The organism is Mycobacterium sp. 012931 (assembly GCF_000419295.1).
GTDB classification, from domain to species: domain Bacteria; phylum Actinomycetota; class Actinomycetes; order Mycobacteriales; family Mycobacteriaceae; genus Mycobacterium; species Mycobacterium marinum.
Genome location: NZ_AOPX01000001.1, coordinates 5,694,939 through 5,711,504, shown reverse-complemented (window position 1 = coordinate 5,711,504; position 16,566 = coordinate 5,694,939). Strand labels below are relative to the sequence as shown.

13 protein-coding genes and 2 pseudogenes are annotated in these 16,566 nt (G+C 66.5%); 10 read left to right on the top strand and 5 right to left on the bottom strand.

Annotated features, from left to right (window positions below; all coding sequences use genetic code 11):
• Positions 1-298: 298 nt before the first annotated feature.
• Positions 299-1,189: an aldose 1-epimerase gene (locus MMSP_RS25020; protein WP_020788849.1), complete on the bottom strand. Its 891-nt coding sequence runs from the start codon at positions 1,187-1,189 to the stop codon at positions 299-301.
• A gap of 74 nt (positions 1,190-1,263) precedes the next feature.
• Positions 1,264-2,445: an FAD-binding oxidoreductase gene (locus tag MMSP_RS25015; protein WP_020788848.1), complete on the bottom strand. Its 1,182-nt coding sequence runs from the start codon at positions 2,443-2,445 to the stop codon at positions 1,264-1,266.
• 326 nt (positions 2,446-2,771) lie between these two features.
• Here MMSP_RS25015 and clpB point away from each other — a divergent pair, with 326 nt between their 5' ends.
• On the top strand, positions 2,772-5,318 hold the full coding sequence (clpB, locus tag MMSP_RS25010; protein WP_020788847.1) for an ATP-dependent chaperone ClpB: 2,547 nt from the start codon (positions 2,772-2,774) through the stop codon (positions 5,316-5,318).
• Here the strand turns inward: clpB and MMSP_RS25005 are convergent.
• Positions 5,315-6,145, bottom strand: a complete 831-nt coding sequence (locus tag MMSP_RS25005) for an enoyl-CoA hydratase/isomerase family protein (protein ID WP_015354346.1) — start codon at positions 6,143-6,145, stop codon at positions 5,315-5,317. The genes clpB and MMSP_RS25005 overlap by 4 nt on opposite strands.
• Positions 6,146-6,502: 357 nt before the next feature.
• Here MMSP_RS25005 and ttfA point away from each other — a divergent pair, with 357 nt between their 5' ends.
• From ttfA to MMSP_RS24980, 5 genes are read left to right on the top strand one after another with little or no spacing between them, the layout of a single operon-like run.
• Positions 6,503-7,357: a trehalose monomycolate transport factor TtfA gene (gene ttfA / locus MMSP_RS25000; RefSeq protein WP_012392606.1), complete on the top strand. Its 855-nt coding sequence runs from the start codon at positions 6,503-6,505 to the stop codon at positions 7,355-7,357.
• A 44-nt stretch (positions 7,358-7,401) separates the two neighbouring features.
• Positions 7,402-8,175, top strand: a complete 774-nt coding sequence (locus tag MMSP_RS24995) for an SDR family oxidoreductase (protein WP_015354347.1) — start codon at positions 7,402-7,404, stop codon at positions 8,173-8,175.
• Positions 8,162-8,701, top strand: coding sequence for an orotate phosphoribosyltransferase (gene pyrE / locus MMSP_RS24990; RefSeq protein ID WP_015354348.1), 540 nt, complete (start codon positions 8,162-8,164; stop codon positions 8,699-8,701). Before MMSP_RS24995 ends, pyrE begins: the two co-directional genes overlap by 14 nt.
• Positions 8,702-8,711: 10 nt before the next feature.
• Entirely contained in the window at positions 8,712-9,605 is an 894-nt protein-coding gene (locus tag MMSP_RS24985) for a hypothetical protein (RefSeq protein ID WP_020727971.1), read from the top strand.
• Complete coding sequence (locus MMSP_RS24980) at positions 9,602-10,246, top strand: RNA methyltransferase (protein ID WP_015354350.1); 645 nt, start codon at positions 9,602-9,604, stop codon at positions 10,244-10,246. The genes MMSP_RS24985 and MMSP_RS24980 overlap by 4 nt, the downstream gene beginning before the upstream one ends.
• Before the next feature lie 108 nt (positions 10,247-10,354).
• On the opposite strand, the gene secE2 is transcribed toward MMSP_RS24980, so the two are convergent.
• Complete coding sequence (gene secE2, locus MMSP_RS24975; protein WP_012392611.1) at positions 10,355-10,570, bottom strand: calcium dodecin; 216 nt, start codon at positions 10,568-10,570, stop codon at positions 10,355-10,357.
• Positions 10,571-10,587: 17 nt separating this feature from the next.
• A complete protein-coding gene (locus MMSP_RS24970) occupies positions 10,588-11,553 on the bottom strand; it encodes a LysR family transcriptional regulator (RefSeq protein ID WP_020788844.1) in 966 nt (321 codons plus the stop codon).
• Between the two features lie 24 nt (positions 11,554-11,577).
• Between MMSP_RS24970 and MMSP_RS24965 the strand changes: the two genes are divergently transcribed.
• The 4 genes and pseudogenes from MMSP_RS24965 to MMSP_RS24945 all read left to right on the top strand — a co-directional run bounded on the left by MMSP_RS24965 (position 11,578) and on the right by MMSP_RS24945 (position 16,563).
• A complete protein-coding gene (locus MMSP_RS24965; protein WP_036426960.1) occupies positions 11,578-12,741 on the top strand; it encodes an XdhC/CoxI family protein in 1,164 nt (387 codons plus the stop codon).
• A 60-nt stretch (positions 12,742-12,801) separates the two neighbouring features.
• Positions 12,802-13,693: pseudogene (locus MMSP_RS24960) on the top strand (xanthine dehydrogenase family protein subunit M).
• Positions 13,694-13,695: 2 nt separating this feature from the next.
• Positions 13,696-14,175 (top strand): (2Fe-2S)-binding protein, encoded by a 480-nt coding sequence (locus MMSP_RS24950; RefSeq protein ID WP_036426958.1) that lies wholly within the window; start codon positions 13,696-13,698, stop codon positions 14,173-14,175.
• A pseudogene (locus MMSP_RS24945) lies at positions 14,172-16,563 on the top strand (aerobic carbon-monoxide dehydrogenase large subunit). Before MMSP_RS24950 ends, MMSP_RS24945 begins: the two are co-directional and overlap by 4 nt.
• The last annotated feature ends 3 nt before the right edge of the window (positions 16,564-16,566 follow it).

The following is a 16,566-nucleotide window of genomic DNA, read 5'->3' as shown; positions in this document are numbered from 1 at the left end:
TGCCCTGTTCATTTCGGCGCCGTGGGCTTTGGTCAATATCGGCAACCGCGCCGTATCCGAGTGGCCAACGGTGATGCGCGTAGATATCCGGAGTGACACTAAATGGGCTGTGCGGCAGGAAGCGGAAACATCAACCCGGTATTGCGGCTTTTGTGAAAACAACCTGTGTTGGCGGATATTGATGGACGGCGAAATATGCGAGCCGCGGTGATCGGTTGTTGCACCCAGCGCTCAATTTCGGCCGCGCTCTCGATATCCGCCGCCGCGGGGCGAAACCAGACTAGGCGACTTGTTCTGGCTAGACGTGGATTGAGAACACCGCGATCGCCGACTCGCCAATCGGCGCACAACGGTAGCCGCCGCGCCGGAGCGCGTCGGTCGGGGTGGCCATCGATTCGAAGCAGATCACGTCCTCGGCGATCGGCGCGAAGATCTGCGCCGCGGGATACCCCTGTTCGAAGTGCACCTCCAGGCGGCGCCCGCCACCGGACGCGGTGAACACCGCTCCCTCGGTCACCTGGTCATAGCCGTCGTCAAAGGTGCCCTCGCCCAGGGGCGCTGTCTTCGCCGGCCGGTGGTCCGACTCGCCGGTGGGCAGTCCGCGCTGGTCGAGGCAGAGCTGCCGCAGCGGGGGTGTCTCGATGACCCACTCGGTGCGGGGCACACCCGGCAACTGCAGATACGGGTGGAAGCCGAAGCACAACGGCACGGCCGTGTCACCGGTTGGGGTCACCGTGGTGCGCAGTGTCAGCACCCGTTCGGCCAGCCGCGCCGTCAACGACAGCACGTGCGGATACGGAAAGCTGGCCAGCAGCACCGGGTCGGCCCCGAAGTCCAGCTCTGCGGTGAGCTCGTTGCCCGATTGAGCCGTGACCCGCCAGCCGGGATAGGCGGCCAGGACCCCATGGATCGGCAAGCCGGCGGGGTCCACCCGAACCCCGTTTGCGCCGGGGTTCAGTGTTACCTCCTTGCCTTCGGCGTCATATGTGTTCTCGCCCAGTCGATTTGCCCAGGGGTACAGAATCGGTATTCCCATTGTCTTGCCCGCGGCAAGGTAGCCGTCCAGGCCGCGCCGTTGGCCGAGCAGTTGCACTCCGGCGTCGGTTAGCGAGGTGCCGATCATTCCAGCCGCGGGCACGAACTGTGCTTCCACCGATGACAACGGGTCGCGCAGAGTTGCGGCATGCACGCCGGCCAGACTAGCGTGCGTGCCCCGCTGCGGTGGCTGAGCGCGGGGCCTTTCCTGGTAGTCGTGGCTTGCCGCTAGGGCAGTGGATCATGCTGGATGTGTTCGCGCGGAGCGCCTTTGGCGATCAGTGCGGCCTTGGTGGTGCGAACCATGGCCGGCCCGCCGCAGATCAGGATTTGCCGATCGCCCCAGTTGCCGTAGTTGGTGACCACTTCGGCCAGCCGGCCGGTCTGGCGCACGTGCAGGCCGCGCGGCGGTGATACATCGGGATAGTCGGTGGCCCAGGACGGGTCGAGTTTGTATTCGGCGACTGGAGAAACCGAAAGCCACGGGTTGTGCGCCGCAACCTGCCAAAGCGTGCGCAGGTCATAGAGTTCGCAGAAGTAGCGCGCGCCGAAAAACAGGTGCACTCGTGGATTCTCGACAAAGCGGCCCATATCCAAAATCAGCGCCCGCAACGGGGCCAGACCGGTGCTGCCGGCGACCATGAGCACGTCACCGCCGGTGCGGTCGACGTGCAAGCCGCCGTGCGGGCTCGCCAAGCGCCACCGGTCGCCGGTCCGAGTTTCGTTGACCATCGCGGTGCTGACCAGCCCGCCGGGTACTACGCGGACATGGAATTCGATCCGCCCTTCGAGGTCGGCCGGAATGGCGGGGCTGAGGTAACGCCAGCGACGCGGACACTGCGGGACTTGGACATTGACGTATTGGCCGGGGCGATAGGGCATTGGGTGGTCCAGTTGCAGCCTGATCACCGCCAGATCGCGCGACGCCGGGATGTGCTCGATTACCGTTGCGTCCCACCACGCGGGTCCGTCCTCGGAATCGGCCGCGCCGCTCATCACCCCGACGATCAGATTGAGAGATTGCTCAGCGGCGCGCGCGACCGAATCGGTCCAGGAACTGCCGAGATGACTGCGCAACGTGGTCTGCAGGGCGCGCCGCAACGTCTCGTATTGGGTTGGCTGCACACCGTATTTGCGGTGATCCCGGCCGAGCTGTGCCAGGAAGGCAATCGGCTCCTCGGCGCGCTGTGCGACGAGCTCGCTGTACACCCAGCGCAGCGCACGTGTGAAAGCTGCGCGCTGGCCGCTCATTTCGGGTGGGAACAAGTCGCGCACCGAACTGTCCAGGGAAAACCAGTTGGTGTAGAAGCTGCGGACGAGTTCGCTGGATTGCGTTTTGTGGTCTAAGTCGGGTTGCGGTGCGAAGGCGTCCCGCAGCACCCGCAGCGCGTCTCGGTCCTCAAGGCCCACGGACCACGATTCTAGGCTTGCCGGGACGCACCGGGGATCGCGATTGGGCTACTGGCGCGCGGTGCACGGCCCAAGGTGGTCCGCGGTGCCGCTGGAACTCGCAGCTAGTCGCCGATGAGAGATGGTCATGCGGGGCCCACCCGACCCCGCGCCGCCATGCCCGCCGGGGTTGCCGAGCTATTTGCCGGGCGCTGGCCGGTAGGTCGGACCCGCCCTGGATTACCGGCAGACAAAAAAGCTAGAGTTGAGCGGAACGGACTCAATCTTGACGGCGTTGCACAACCCGAGAACCATTTTTTCAGATACTTACCCCGAACGGAGCTGTCGTGGATTCTTTCAACCCGACCACCAAGACGCAGGCGGCCCTGACGTCGGCTCTGCAGGCGGCTTCGGCTGCCGGCAATCCCGAAATTCGGCCGGCGCATCTGCTGATGGCCCTGTTGACGCAGGCCGATGGCATAGCCGCGCCGCTGCTCGAGGCCGTTGGCGTCGACCCCGCCACCATCCGCACCGAGGCGCAGCGCCTAGTTGACCGGTTGCCGCAGGCCAGTGGGGCCAGCACGCAGCCGCAGTTATCCCGCGAGTCACTGGCCGCCATCACCACCGCCCAGCAACTGGCTACCGAGATGGACGACGAGTACGTCTCCACCGAGCACGTGCTGGTCGGGCTGGCCACCGGCGACTCCGAGGTCGCCAAGCTATTGACCGGGCACGGAGCCTTGCCGCAGGCTCTGCGCGAGGCGTTCGTCAAGGTACGCGGTAGCGCCCGGGTGACCAGCCCCGAACCGGAAGCGACGTACCAGGCGCTGGAGAAATACTCGACCGACCTGACCGCGCGGGCCCGTGAAGGAAAGCTCGACCCGGTGATCGGGCGAGACAACGAGATTCGCCGCGTGGTTCAGGTCCTGTCGCGGCGCACCAAGAACAACCCGGTGCTCATCGGTGAACCCGGCGTCGGCAAGACCGCGATCGTGGAGGGTCTGGCCCAGCGCATCGTGGCCGGCGACGTCCCAGAGAGTCTGCGTGACAAGACGATCGTCGTGCTGGACCTCGGCTCGATGGTGGCCGGCTCGAAGTACCGGGGTGAATTCGAGGAGCGGCTCAAGGCCGTCCTCGACGACATCAAGAACTCGGCCGGGCAGATCATCACCTTCATCGACGAGCTGCACACCATCGTCGGTGCCGGCGCGACCGGTGAAGGTGCGATGGACGCCGGCAACATGATCAAGCCCATGCTGGCCCGCGGCGAGCTCCGGTTGGTCGGTGCCACCACGCTCGACGAGTACCGCAAGCACATCGAGAAGGACGCCGCACTGGAACGCCGCTTCCAGCAGGTGTACGTCGGTGAGCCCTCGGCGGAGGACACCATCGGCATTCTGCGCGGACTCAAGGACCGCTACGAGGTGCACCATGGCGTCCGGATCACCGACTCCGCGCTGGTGGCCGCCGCGACGCTGTCCGACCGCTACATCACCGCGCGGTTCCTGCCGGACAAGGCCATCGACCTCGTTGACGAGGCTGCCAGCCGGCTGCGGATGGAAATCGATTCGCGCCCCGTCGAGATCGACGAGGTCGAGCGGCTGGTGCGCCGGCTGGAGATCGAAGAAATGGCGCTGTCCAAGGAAGAGGATGACGCCTCCAAAGATCGGCTGGAAAAGCTGCGCGCCGAGCTGGCCGACAAGAAAGAAGAGCTGGCAGAACTCACGACCAGATGGCAGAACGAGAAGAACTCCATCGAGATCGTCCGCGAGCTCAAAGAGCAGTTGGACGCCCTGCGTGGGGAATCCGAGCGCGCTGAGCGCGATGGTGACCTGGCCAAGGCAGCCGAGCTGCGCTACGGGCGCATACCGGAGATGGAGAAGAAGCTCGACGCTGCCGTGCCGCACGCGCAAGCCCGAGAGCAGGTGATGCTCAAGGAAGAGGTCGGTCCCGACGACATCGCCGAGGTGGTGTCGGCATGGACCGGCATTCCCGCCGGACGCATGCTCGAAGGCGAGACGGCCAAGCTGCTGCGAATGGAAGACGAGCTGGGCCACCGCGTCATCGGGCAGAAGAAGGCAGTGCAGGCCGTCTCTGACGCCGTGCGGCGCTCTCGGGCCGGGGTCGCCGACCCCAACCGGCCGACCGGCTCGTTCATGTTCCTCGGCCCCACCGGTGTCGGCAAGACCGAGCTGGCCAAGGCGCTGGCGGAGTTCTTGTTCGACGACGAGCGCGCGATGGTGCGCATCGACATGAGCGAGTACGGCGAGAAGCACTCGGTGGCCCGCCTCGTCGGGGCCCCTCCCGGCTACATCGGTTACGACCAGGGCGGTCAGCTGACCGAGGCGGTGCGGCGGCGTCCCTACACGGTGATCCTGTTCGACGAGATCGAGAAGGCCCACCCGGACGTGTTCGACGTGCTGCTGCAGGTTCTCGACGAGGGCCGGCTGACCGACGGGCAGGGCCGTACGGTCGACTTCCGCAACACCATCCTGATCTTGACGTCCAACCTCGGGTCGGGCGGCACCCCGGACCAGGTGATGGCGGCGGTGCGGGCGGCCTTCAAGCCGGAGTTCATCAACCGGCTCGACGATGTGCTGATCTTCGACGCCCTCAACCCCGACGAACTGGTGCAGATCGTCGACATCCAGCTCCAACAGCTGGACAAGCGGCTGGCCCAGCGTCGTCTGCAACTCGAGGTGTCGCTGCCGGCCAAGGAATGGCTGGCGCAGCGCGGATTCGACCCCGTGTACGGCGCCCGCCCGTTGCGCCGGTTGGTGCAACAGGCGATCGGCGACCAGTTGGCCAAGATGCTGCTGGCCGGTCAGGTGCACGACGGCGACACGGTGCCGGTCAATGTCAGCGCCGACGGCGAGTCGCTGGTCCTCGGTTAAGTCGCAGGAGGTTTCGGGGCGGCGCCCAGCTCGAATTCTCGGGTCTGGGCGCCGGCCTCGATGACCGCCTGCAATCGCCGGCGGGTGTCCGGCAGCGCGAGCGTTTCGCGTAAGAGCTGATCCTCGATGCGCAGACCGGTAGTCAGATCTGTTCGCGGGTCCAGTGCGACGTCCACGGCGCGCTTGGCCGCCGCGATGGCCTCTTCGGGATACGACGCGATGCGCCCGGCGAGCTTGTCGACGAATCGCCACAGCTCCTCGCCCGGCAGCGCCCGATTGACATACCCCCAGGCCTGGGCCGTCGCAGCGTCGATGTCCCGGCATCCGAGGATCACCTCGAGCGCCCGTGCACGGCCGACCAGGTGCGGTAGCCGTTGGGTGCCGCCGCCCCCGGGGATGATGCCCACCGACACCTCGGGGTGGCCCAGCACCGTCGTGCCCAGCGCGGCGTAGCGCATGTCGAACGCCATCGCGAACTCGCAGCCGCCGCCGCGGCACGCGCCCTCGATGACGGCGATCGTGGCCTTGGGCAGGCCGCGCAACGCTTGCATGGCGGCATTGAATCGCGACAGCTCGTCATGGCGGGCGGTGTCGTCGGCCGGCAAGTCACTGATTAGCGAGACATCGGCGTGCGCGATGAAGAATTCCGGATCGGCCGAGTCGACGATCAACACCCGCACCTCGTTGTCGGCCGCGACTTGGTTGGTGAGGATTTCGATTTCGGTCAGCAGGTCAACGTCTAAGAGGTTGACCGGCGGGTGGTCGATGGTGGCCCGGCAAATCCCGTCGGCGCTGACGACTCGTAAGAGCCGGAAATCCTGGTGCATCCCTAGGCCTCCGAGAAATTCACGTACCGCCGATATTGCCATCGCCGTGCTGTCTGGCCATTACTGCGGCAAAGAGTTCGCCCATTGCGTCACCCGGGGAGCCCCTGCCGGCGTCGCGCACCAGGCCAAACTCCCGTCGCCGCGCACGCCGCCTTGCGATTCATCGCAAGGCGACAAACCTCACATCGGCTCACCCAAGGCTCACATCAGCGCACCGCAACGGGTGTCCAACCCGGCACATCAAACCCGAAAAGGCGGGTTACCGGGTGGGGGCAGGCCGGGGTATAAAGTCCTGTGATTGGGTTGTGACCTGCTCGGATTATTTACTGGGTCCGCAGAGCAGATAGGCTGTGCGGAATGGTCCCGCTTTGGTTCACGCTCTCCGCACTGTGCTTCGTCAGTGCGGTGGTGCTGTTATACGTCGACATCGATCGACGCCGCGGGCGCAGCAGACGTCGTAAGTCTTGGGCGCGGTCGCACGGATTTGACTACGAGCGCGAGTCGACCGACATTCTGCAGCGCTGGACGCGCGGCGTGATGTCCACGGTCGGCGAAGTCCCGGCCAAGAACGTGGTGCTTGGTCAGATTCGGGGCGAGGCCGTGTACATCTTCGATCTCGAGGAAGTCGCCACGGTGATCGCGCTGCACCGCAAGGTGGGCACCAACGTCGTGGTTGACCTGCGGCTCAAGGGCCTGAAGGAGCCGCGCGAGAGCGACATCTGGCTGCTCGGCGCGATCGGGCCGCGGATGGTGTATTCCACCAATCTCGATGCCGCCCGGCGGGCCTGCGACCGGCGCATGGTGACCTTCGCGCACACCGCTCCGGACTGTGCCGAAATCATGTGGAACGAGCAGAACTGGACGCTGGTCAGCATGCCAATCGCCAGCTCGCGCGCGCAGTGGGACGAGGGGCTGCGCACCGTGCGCCAGTTCAACGACCTGTTGCGGGTATTGCCGCCGCTGCCGCAGGAGAGCCCACAAGAGGCCGAGGAATCCGAGCCGGCCCAAAGCGGGAACCGCTCTTTGACTCCGTCCCGCCGCCCCGAGCTGCCGCCGCGGCGTGCTCAGGTCGATCCCGCGGCCGGCTTGTTGCCCGACGCGTCGCGCCGCACCCCCGAGCCGATGCGTCGCGAGGAGGGCCGTTCCGAGGGCTCCCGGCGGCCACCGCTGGGGGGCCGTAACGGCCAGCAGGCCACGAAGTACCAGCGCTAATAGCGCGCCGGGGACGCCAGCACCCGGTCAGTAGACTGACGCTCATGCCACGCCCCGTTGCGTTGATCACCGGGCCGACGTCCGGGATAGGCGCCGGCTATGCGCGCCGCTACGCCCAAGACGGTTACGACCTGATACTGGTTGCCCGCGACGTCGACCGGTTGAAGCAATTAGCGGTCGAGCTCGAGGACGATGCCGGCAACGTGGAGATACTGCCTGCCGATCTCGCCGACGCGGCCGGTCGCGACAAAGTCGCCGAGCGGCTCTCCCGTGGAGTCCGGGTGTTGGTGAACAATGCCGGGTTCGCCACCTCCGGGGAGTTCTGGGAAACCGAGCCCGCCGCTTTACAGGCACAGCTCGATGTCAACGTGACCGCGGTGATGCAGCTGACCCGGGCGGCGCTGCCGCCCATGCTGGCCGCCGGTGCGGGCACGGTGATCAACATCGCCAGCGTTGCCGGGCTGCTCTCCGGGCGGGGGTCTACCTATTCCGCGTCCAAGGCCTGGATCATCTCGTTCAGCGAAGGGCTCTCCACCGGGCTGGAGGGCACCGGCGTGGGCGTGCACGCCGTCTGCCCGGGCTATGTCCATACCGAATTTCACGCCCGGGCCGGTATCGACATGACCAAGTTGCCGTCGTTCATGTGGCTCGACGTTGACGATGTGATCCAGGAAAGCCTGGCCGACATCGCCGACGGCAAGGTGATCAGCATTCCGGGTGTGCAGTACAAGGCGCTGGTCGGTGCCGGACGAATGATTCCCCGAGGCCTGCTACGGGCCGTGATGAAACGAGTAGGTGGTGGTCGTGGCCGTACGTGAGCGTGAAGAGCTTGCCGAGCTGGTGCGCCAGCTGGCGGTCGTGCACGGCCGTGTCACGCTGTCGTCGGGGAAGGAAGCCGACTACTACGTCGACCTTCGCCGCGCGACGCTGCACCATCGGGCGGCGGCGCTGGTCGGCAGCCTGATGCGCGAACTGACCCAGGACTGGGACTATGCGGTCGTCGGGGGTCTGACCCTGGGGGCCGACCCGGTGGCGACCGCAATGATGCACGCACCGGGCCGCCCGATCGACGCCTTCGTGGTCCGTAAGGCCGCGAAAGTGCATGGCATGCAACGACTTATCGAAGGGTCCGAGGTATCGGGCAAGCAAGTGCTGGTGGTCGAAGACACCAGCACCACCGGCAATTCGGCGCTGACGGCGGTGCATGCCGTTCAAGATGCCGGAGGCGAGGTCATCGGCGTGGCCACCGTGGTGGACCGGGCCACCGGCGCGGCCGAGGCGATCCAAGCCGAAGGACTGCCGTACCGCAGTGTGCTGGGCCTTGCCGATCTGGGGCTGGGCTAGGCCGCCTGCCGTGCGTTTCCTGATTGCGCTGGCCATCGCTTTGTCCTGCTTGGTGGCCTGCTCGCGATCGGAGTCCGATCTGGTCTACGGCGCCCAGCGCGCGCGGTTCGGCCAGGCGCTGCCGGTGCTGGGCTGGAACATGCGGGTGTCGAATTTGCGCTGGTCGGGGGACTACGTACTGGTCAATGTCGACGCATCGCCGACCCAGCAGGACACACCCCACGCCAAACCCGAGGATGTTCGCTACGGCCTCTACGGAGCGCTATCGCACCCGATGGAGGCCAACGGCCTGGGCAGCTGCGACGACGCGATGACCAAGGTGCGCGACATTGGCTCGCCGCTCTCGGGGGCACAGGATCGGCTCCTTGGGACGGTGTGTCTGGGCCCGCTCACCGATCGCAGCGCGGTCCGCGGTGTCTACGCGTATTCACCTCATGACCGGATCGCCAAGACCGCGGCCGCCTATCCGGCTGCCTTTCCGGTGGGAATGCTGCCGACCAACCAAAACGACACCGGTCTTACGGTCAAGACCACCAGCCTGTCGGCATGGCGTGCGGACGGTACGCCGCTGACCAAGGCGCAGCTCGGCGACCCGGCGGCCTTCACCGGCAACGGGTTCATGCTGCTCGGCTTGCAGGTGGACGCCCTGGCGGCCCGCTATCGCGACGACTCCGCCGCCCGCGGCGGTCCGATGATGTTGCTCACCTCGCCGACGCTGCCCGGCCGGGGGCTCAGCCCGTCCTGTGCGGTCTACGGTTCCTCGGTGCTGATCCTGCCGGACGCATCGATGGACGCGGTGCAGGTCAACGCGTCGCTGTGCACGCAAGGCGAAATCAACGACGCGCTGCTGTATGCCACGGTGGCGGTGGTGGGTACGCATGCCGCGGTGTGGACGTCGCGATGAGCGAACCTGGTCCCACCGAATGGGGGGCGTCGGCCGCCGGTGTCGGCCCGTGGCCGGGTGAACACCCGGACGACCCGAGATACGACCCGGACCTGCTGCGCGACGGCGATGCCCGCAATGTCGTCGATGCCTACCGGTATTGGACGCGCGAGGCGATCGTTGCCGACATCGACAAGCGGCGGCACCCGCTACACATCGCGATCGAGAACTTCGGCCACGATGCCAACATCGGCTCGGTGGTGCGTACCGCCAACGCGTTTGCGGTGGACACCGTGCACATCGTGGGGCGTCGGCGCTGGAACCGGCGCGGCGCCATGGTGACCGATCGCTACCAGCGGTTGCGCCACCATGACAGCATTGCGGAGTTGCTGGAGTTCGCCGTGGGGGCCGGGTTGACCGTGGTGGCGGTGGACAACGTGCCCGGAGCGGCGCGACTCGAAGAGACCACGCTGCCGCGGGATTGCCTGTTGGTGTTCGGCCAGGAAGGGCCCGGCATCACCGACGACACCCGGGTCGGGGCCGTGGTCACCGTGTCGATCGCCCAGTTTGGCTCAACACGCAGCATTAACGCCGGAGTTGCGGCAGGGATCGCGATGCACGCCTGGATCCGCCAGCACGGAGACCTCTCACACGCCTGGTGAGTGACTCGACGCTGCGCTGACGGCTTCGAGTGTGCGCCGGCGGCGAGCATTTCGTGATTCCACCGCCCCCGGCGCACTGTCAAGGCCCAGGACGCGCATTCGGCGGGATCAGCGCGGTTGCGAAGGCCTCATCTTGAACGAGATCTCGAGCTTGATGCGATAAGTGATCTTCCCGCTGGAATCCACCGCCATGTCCTGCTCGATGACCCGGGCTACGCGGATGTCATCGACGCTTTCCCGCGCTCGCTGCACCGCTTCGGCCGCGGCCTGCTCCCATGACGTGGGGCTGGTCCCGATGATGTCGATCACCTTGTACACGCTCATGGGGGTAAAGCGTATAGCTAACTCCACAGCGTGACGTGCACCTTCGGCCGGAACCGCGTCACACCGACCCCGCTGCCCCGGATCATGGCTTGAATGCACCTCGGCGTGGTGATGAAGCGGACCAGCTCAGACACCGCGGGTTGACGTGCGGCCGGCGGCAGGGTCGCCACGCACCACTCACCCGCCTTGTCCAGCCCCGGACTCGTCACGTGCACCAGCCGCCCCGCGGCAAGGTCCTTGGCGACCGCAAATCCGATGGTCAGCGTCGCGCCACCAACGCGCATCACCTCTTCCAGCGCGGCGGCGTCGCTCTGGAAGATGCGCTGCTGTGACTCCGGAATCGCCAAGTCGCGCAACATGGTTGCGATCTCACCGGCCACGCTTCCCGCCGGTGGGCCAAGCATCCACTGTTGCTGGCGCAGCAGGGAGGGCGTTGGAATCCCCACGGCCAGTGGGCTGTTGGGTGCCACGACGGTGATGATCTGGTACTTCAGGAATGGCCGCACGAACAACGAGGTGTCCGAACCGATCGAACTCTCGCTGGCCGGGCCGATCGCGATGTCCACCGCCCGCGAGCAGATCAGATCGCGGAATTGGCTGGTGGGATGCACGCTCAACTCGACGGAGAGGTCGTCGGCTCGCGACGAGAACAGCTCGATCAGCCCCGGCGCCGCGTGCTCGGCGAAAGTGCTGGACGCCGCGATGCGCAACAACCGGCGGCCATGAGCCGCCTCGGTGACCTCGATCGCCGTTTGCTGCTGCAGCCCCAGGATCTCCACCGCGCGACTGGCCAGCCGCAGGCCGCCAGGAGTGAACGCCAGCCCCGCGCCGGTCCTGGTGAACAGCGGGTCGTCGAGTTCTTTGCGCAATGCCGCGACGTGCATCGAGACGCCGCCATCCGAGAGGCCGAGTTCGGTGGCGGCAGCCCGCACCGAGCCCAAGCGCACCACCGCCGAATAGGCCCGAAGTTGAGCCGGGGTCACGAGTTTGAGCTTACTTTGGGATGTGTGCGGGATGTGCTTACCGACCTGATAACGATCTGGCGCGCGGGTGACACGGCCGGCCTGGCCACGGTGGTTCGCACATTGCGCTCGGCGCCCCGGCCTCCGGGCGCGTCGATGGTGGTGGCGCCGGATGGTTCGGTGAGCGGCTCGGTGTCGGGTGGCTGTGTGGAGGGCGCGGTATACGAGAGCGCCGGCGAGGTGACGCGCACCGGCATACCGAGGCTGGAGCGCTACGGTGTCAGCGACGACGACGCGTTCGCGGTGGGCCTGACGTGCGGCGGCATCATCGACATCTTCATCGAAGCCGTCTCGCCGGCGACGTTTCCCGAGCTGGTCGCGGTGGCCGAGGATATCGCGGCCCATGTGCCGGTCGCTGTCGCCACCGTCATCGCGCACCCGGACCCGCAGTGGGTAGGCCGCCGGCTGGTGGTCCGGACCGACCCCAGCAGGCCGACGGCGGGATCGCTGGGATCGGTGCGTGCCGACGCTGCGGTCACCGATGATGCGCGGGGTCTGCTCGCCCTGGGGCGTAGCGAAATCCTCAAGTACGGGCCCGACGGGCAGCGGCGCGGCGAAGGGATGGAGATCTTCGTATCCAGCTTCGCGCCGCGCCCGCGGATGCTGGTGTTTGGTGCCATCGACTTCGCCGCGGCGCTGGCCCGGCAGGGTTCGTTTCTTGGCTACCGGGTTACCGTCTGCGGCGCCCGCGCGGTGTTCGCGACGCGGGCGCGCTTCCCGACGGCCGACGAGGTTGTCGTCGAATGGCCCAGCCGGTATCTCGCCGCCGAGGTGCAGGCGGGTGCCATCGACGAACGCACGGTGATCTGCGTGCTCACTCATGATCCGAAGTTCGATGTCCCGGTGCTTGAGGTAGCGCTGCGCCTGCCCCGGATCGGCTACATCGGGGCGATGGGATCACGCCAAACCCATGACGATCGGATGAGCCGGCTGCGCGCGGCGGGGCTGACCGACGCCGAGCTGAGCCAGTTGTCCAGCCCGATCGGCCTGGATCTGGGAGCCCGCACCCCAGAGGAGACCGCGGTCTCGATCGCGGCCGACATCATCGCCCGGCGTTGGGGCGGCGGTGGCCGCCCGTTGGCCGAGACATCGGGGCGCATCCACCGAGATCTGCAGGTCGCAGACGATTTCGAAGCAAGTGCGGGCTAAGTTCAACGATTACTTAATTCGATATTGACGGCCATTTCGGGCGGGGCCGACACTTTCGACATGCAAGTACCTGGGCCCTTCGAATACGAGCGTGCGACCAGCGTCGATCACGCCATCGGACTATTGGACCGGTTGGGGGAGGGGGAGCGCCTCGTCGCCGGCGGCCACAGCCTGCTGCCGATGATGAAGCTGCGGATCGCAAACCCCGAGTACCTGGTCGATATCAATGACCTGGCGCCAGAGCTGGGGTACCTGATCACCGATCCGACGCTAGTGCGCATCGGGGCGATGGCCCGTCATCGCGAGATCCTCGAGTCCGAGGCGCTGGCGGCGGTGTGCCCGATCTTCCGCGACGCCGAGCGGGTGATCGCCGACCCGGTGGTGCGCAATCGCGGCACCCTGGGGGGTTCGCTGTGTCAGGCCGACCCGGCCGAGGACCTGTCGACGGTCTGCACCGTGCTGGACGCGGTGTGCCTGGCCCGCGGGTCCTCGGGGGAGCGTGAGATCGCCATCGACGAATTCCAGGCCGGGCCCTACGAGACCACCCTGGCCCCGAGCGAGATGCTGGTCGAGGTTCGCATCCCGGTCCGGCGCAACACGTCCAGCGCCTACGCGAAGGTGGAGCGGCGGGTCGGTGATTGGGCGGTGACGGCGGCCGGGGCGGCCGTCACGCTGAACAACGACACCATTACCGCCGCCCGGGTCCGGATTGACCGCGGTCAATCCGGACCCGGCCGCGCTGGCCGAACTCGCGGCGGCGCTGGTTGGTCGGCCGGCCAATGAAGACACGTTCGCCGAAGCGGGCCGCCGTGCCGGGCAGGCATGCGAGCCGGTCACCGACATCCGTGGCACCGCCGACTACAAGCGGCATCTGGCCGCGGAACTGACCATTCGAACCCTGCGCAGCGCCGTCGGGCGAGTGCGCAACCAGCCGGCACCGGAAGGGAACTAATGATGCAGGTGAACATGACCGTCAACGGCGAACCGGTCAGCGCCGAAGTCGAACCCCGAATGCTTCTGGTCCACTTCCTGCGGGATCAGCTGCGGCTCACCGGAACCCACTGGGGCTGTGACACCAGCAATTGCGGGACCTGCGTGGTTGACGTCGACGGTGTGCCGGTGAAGTCCTGCACCATGCTGGCCGTCATGGCCTCCGGGCGCAGCATTCGCACCGTGGAAGGGCTAGCGGCGGCCGATGGCTCACTCGACCCGGTGCAGGAAGGGTTCATGCGTTGCCACGGACTGCAGTGTGGTTTTTGCACGCCGGGAATGATGATCACCGCCCGCGCCCTGCTCGACCGCAATCCGGACCCCGATGAAGAGACCATTCGCGAGGCGATCTCCGGGCAGATCTGCCGGTGCACCGGCTACACCACCATCGTGCGGTCCATCCAGTGGGCCGCCAAGAACGCCAAGGAGGTGGCCAGCTCGTGACCACCATCGAATCACGGCCAGAAGACCTGGCCGACAACGACCAAAAGCCTTGCGGCCACGGCCGGATGCTGCGCAAAGAGGATCCTCGCTTCATCCGCGGCCGCGGCAACTATGTTGATGACGTCGCGTTGCCGGGCATGTTGCACCTGGCGATCTTGCGCTCACCGTATGCGCACGCCCGCATCGTCAGCATTGATGTGACTGCGGCCCTTGCCCATCCGAAGGTCAAGGCGGTGGTGACGGGCGCGGATCTGGCCGAGAAGGGCTTGGCCTGGATGCCCACGCTGTCCAACGACGTGCAGGCCGTGCTGGCCACCGACAAGGTGCGCTTCCAGGGCCAGGAGGTGGCTTTCGTCGTTGCCGAGGACCGTTATTCGGCCCGCGACGCGCTCGAGTTGATCGACGTCGAGTACGACCCGCTGGACCCGGTTGTCGACGTGCGCAAGGCCTTGGACCCGTCGGCGCCGGTGATCCGCACCGACCTCGACGGCAAGCAGGACAATCACATCTTCGACTGGGAGACCGGTGACGCGGCGGCCACCGACGCCGTGTTCGCCAAGGCTGACGTGGTGATCAAACAGGAGATGGTCTATCCGCGTGTGCACCCGGCGCCGATGGAAACCTGCGGAGCGGTAGCCGATTTGGACCCGGTCACCGGCAAGCTCACGCTATGGACCACCTCGCAGGCGCCGCATGCCCACCGCACGCTGTATGCGTTGGTCGCCGGGCTGCCCGAACACAAGATCCGGGTCATCTCGCCCGACATCGGCGGCGGCTTCGGCAACAAGGTGCCGATCTATCCCGGCTATGTGTGTGCCATCGTCGGTTCGTTGGTGCTGGGTAAACCGGTCAAATGGATGGAGGACCGTAGCGAGAACCTGACCTCGACCAGCTTCGCGCGCGACTACATCATGGTCGGTGAGATCGCCGCGACCAACGAGGGCAAGATTCTGGCGCTGCGCTCTCACGTGCTGGCCGATCATGGTGCCTTCAACGGCCAGGCGGCACCGACGAAATACCCGGCCGGTTTCTACGGCGTGTTCACCGGCAGCTACGACCTGGAAGCCGCCTACTGCCACATGACCGCGGTGTACACCAACAAGGCGCCCGGCGGGGTGGCCTACGCGTGTTCGTTCCGCATCACCGAGGCGGTGTATTTCGTTGAGCGGCTGGTGGATTGCTTGGCCTTCGAACTCAAGATGGACCCCGCCGAAGTGCGGCTGCGCAACCTGCTGAAGCCCGAGCAGTTCCCGTACACCACCAAAACGGGATGGGTCTATGACTCGGGCGACTACGAGTCCACCATGCGCCAGGCCATGGACATGATCGGCTATGATGCCCTGCGCGCCGAACAAAAAGAAAAGCGCGATCGCGGTGAGCTGATGGGCATCGGCATCTCCTTCTTCACCGAGGCCGTCGGCGCCGGCCCGCGCAAGGACATGGACATCCTCGGGCTGGGCATGGCCGACGGATGCGAGCTCCGGGTGCACCCGACGGGCAAAGCCGTGGTGCGACTGTCGGTGCAGACCCAGGGCCAGGGCCATGAGACGACGTTCGCCCAGATCGTCGCCGAGGAGCTGGGGATCCAACCCGACGACATCGACGTGGTGCACGGTGACACCGATCAGACCCCGTTCGGGCTGGGTACCTACGGCAGCCGCTCGACCCCGGTCTCGGGCGCCGCAGCGGCGTTGGTGGCCCGCAAGGTGCGCGACAAGGCCAAGATCATCGCTTCGGGCATGCTCGAGGTATCGGTTGCCGACTTGGAATGGGAGAAGGGCTCATTCCACGTCAAGGGAGATCCGTCGGCATCGGTCACCATCGCCGACATCGCGATGCGGGCCCATGGAGCCGGCGATCTGCCGGAGGGCATCGAGGGCGGCCTGGACGCCGAGGTGTGTTACAACCCGTCGAACCTGACCTACCCGTACGGCGCGTACTTCTGTGTGGTCGACGTCGATCCGGGCACCGGGGTGGTCAAGGTGCGGCGCTTCCTGGCCGTCGACGACTGCGGCACCCGCATTAACCCGATGATCATCGAGGGCCAGGTGCATGGCGGCATCGTCGACGGCATCGGCATGGCGTTGATGGAGATGATCGCCTTCGATGAGGACGGTAACTGTCTGGGCGGCTCGCTGATGGACTATCTGATCCCGACCGCGCTCGAGGTGCCGCACCTGGAAACCGGGCACACGGTGACGCCCTCGCCGCATCACCCGATCGGGGCCAAGGGAATCGGTGAATCGGCCACCGTGGGCTCGGCCCCCGGCGGTGGTGAACGCGGTGGTGGATGCGTTGGCGCCATATGGGGTTCGCCATGCCGACATGCCGCTGACGCCGTCCCGAGTCTGGGAGGCCATGCAGGGCCGGGCCACACCTCCGATTTAAGGG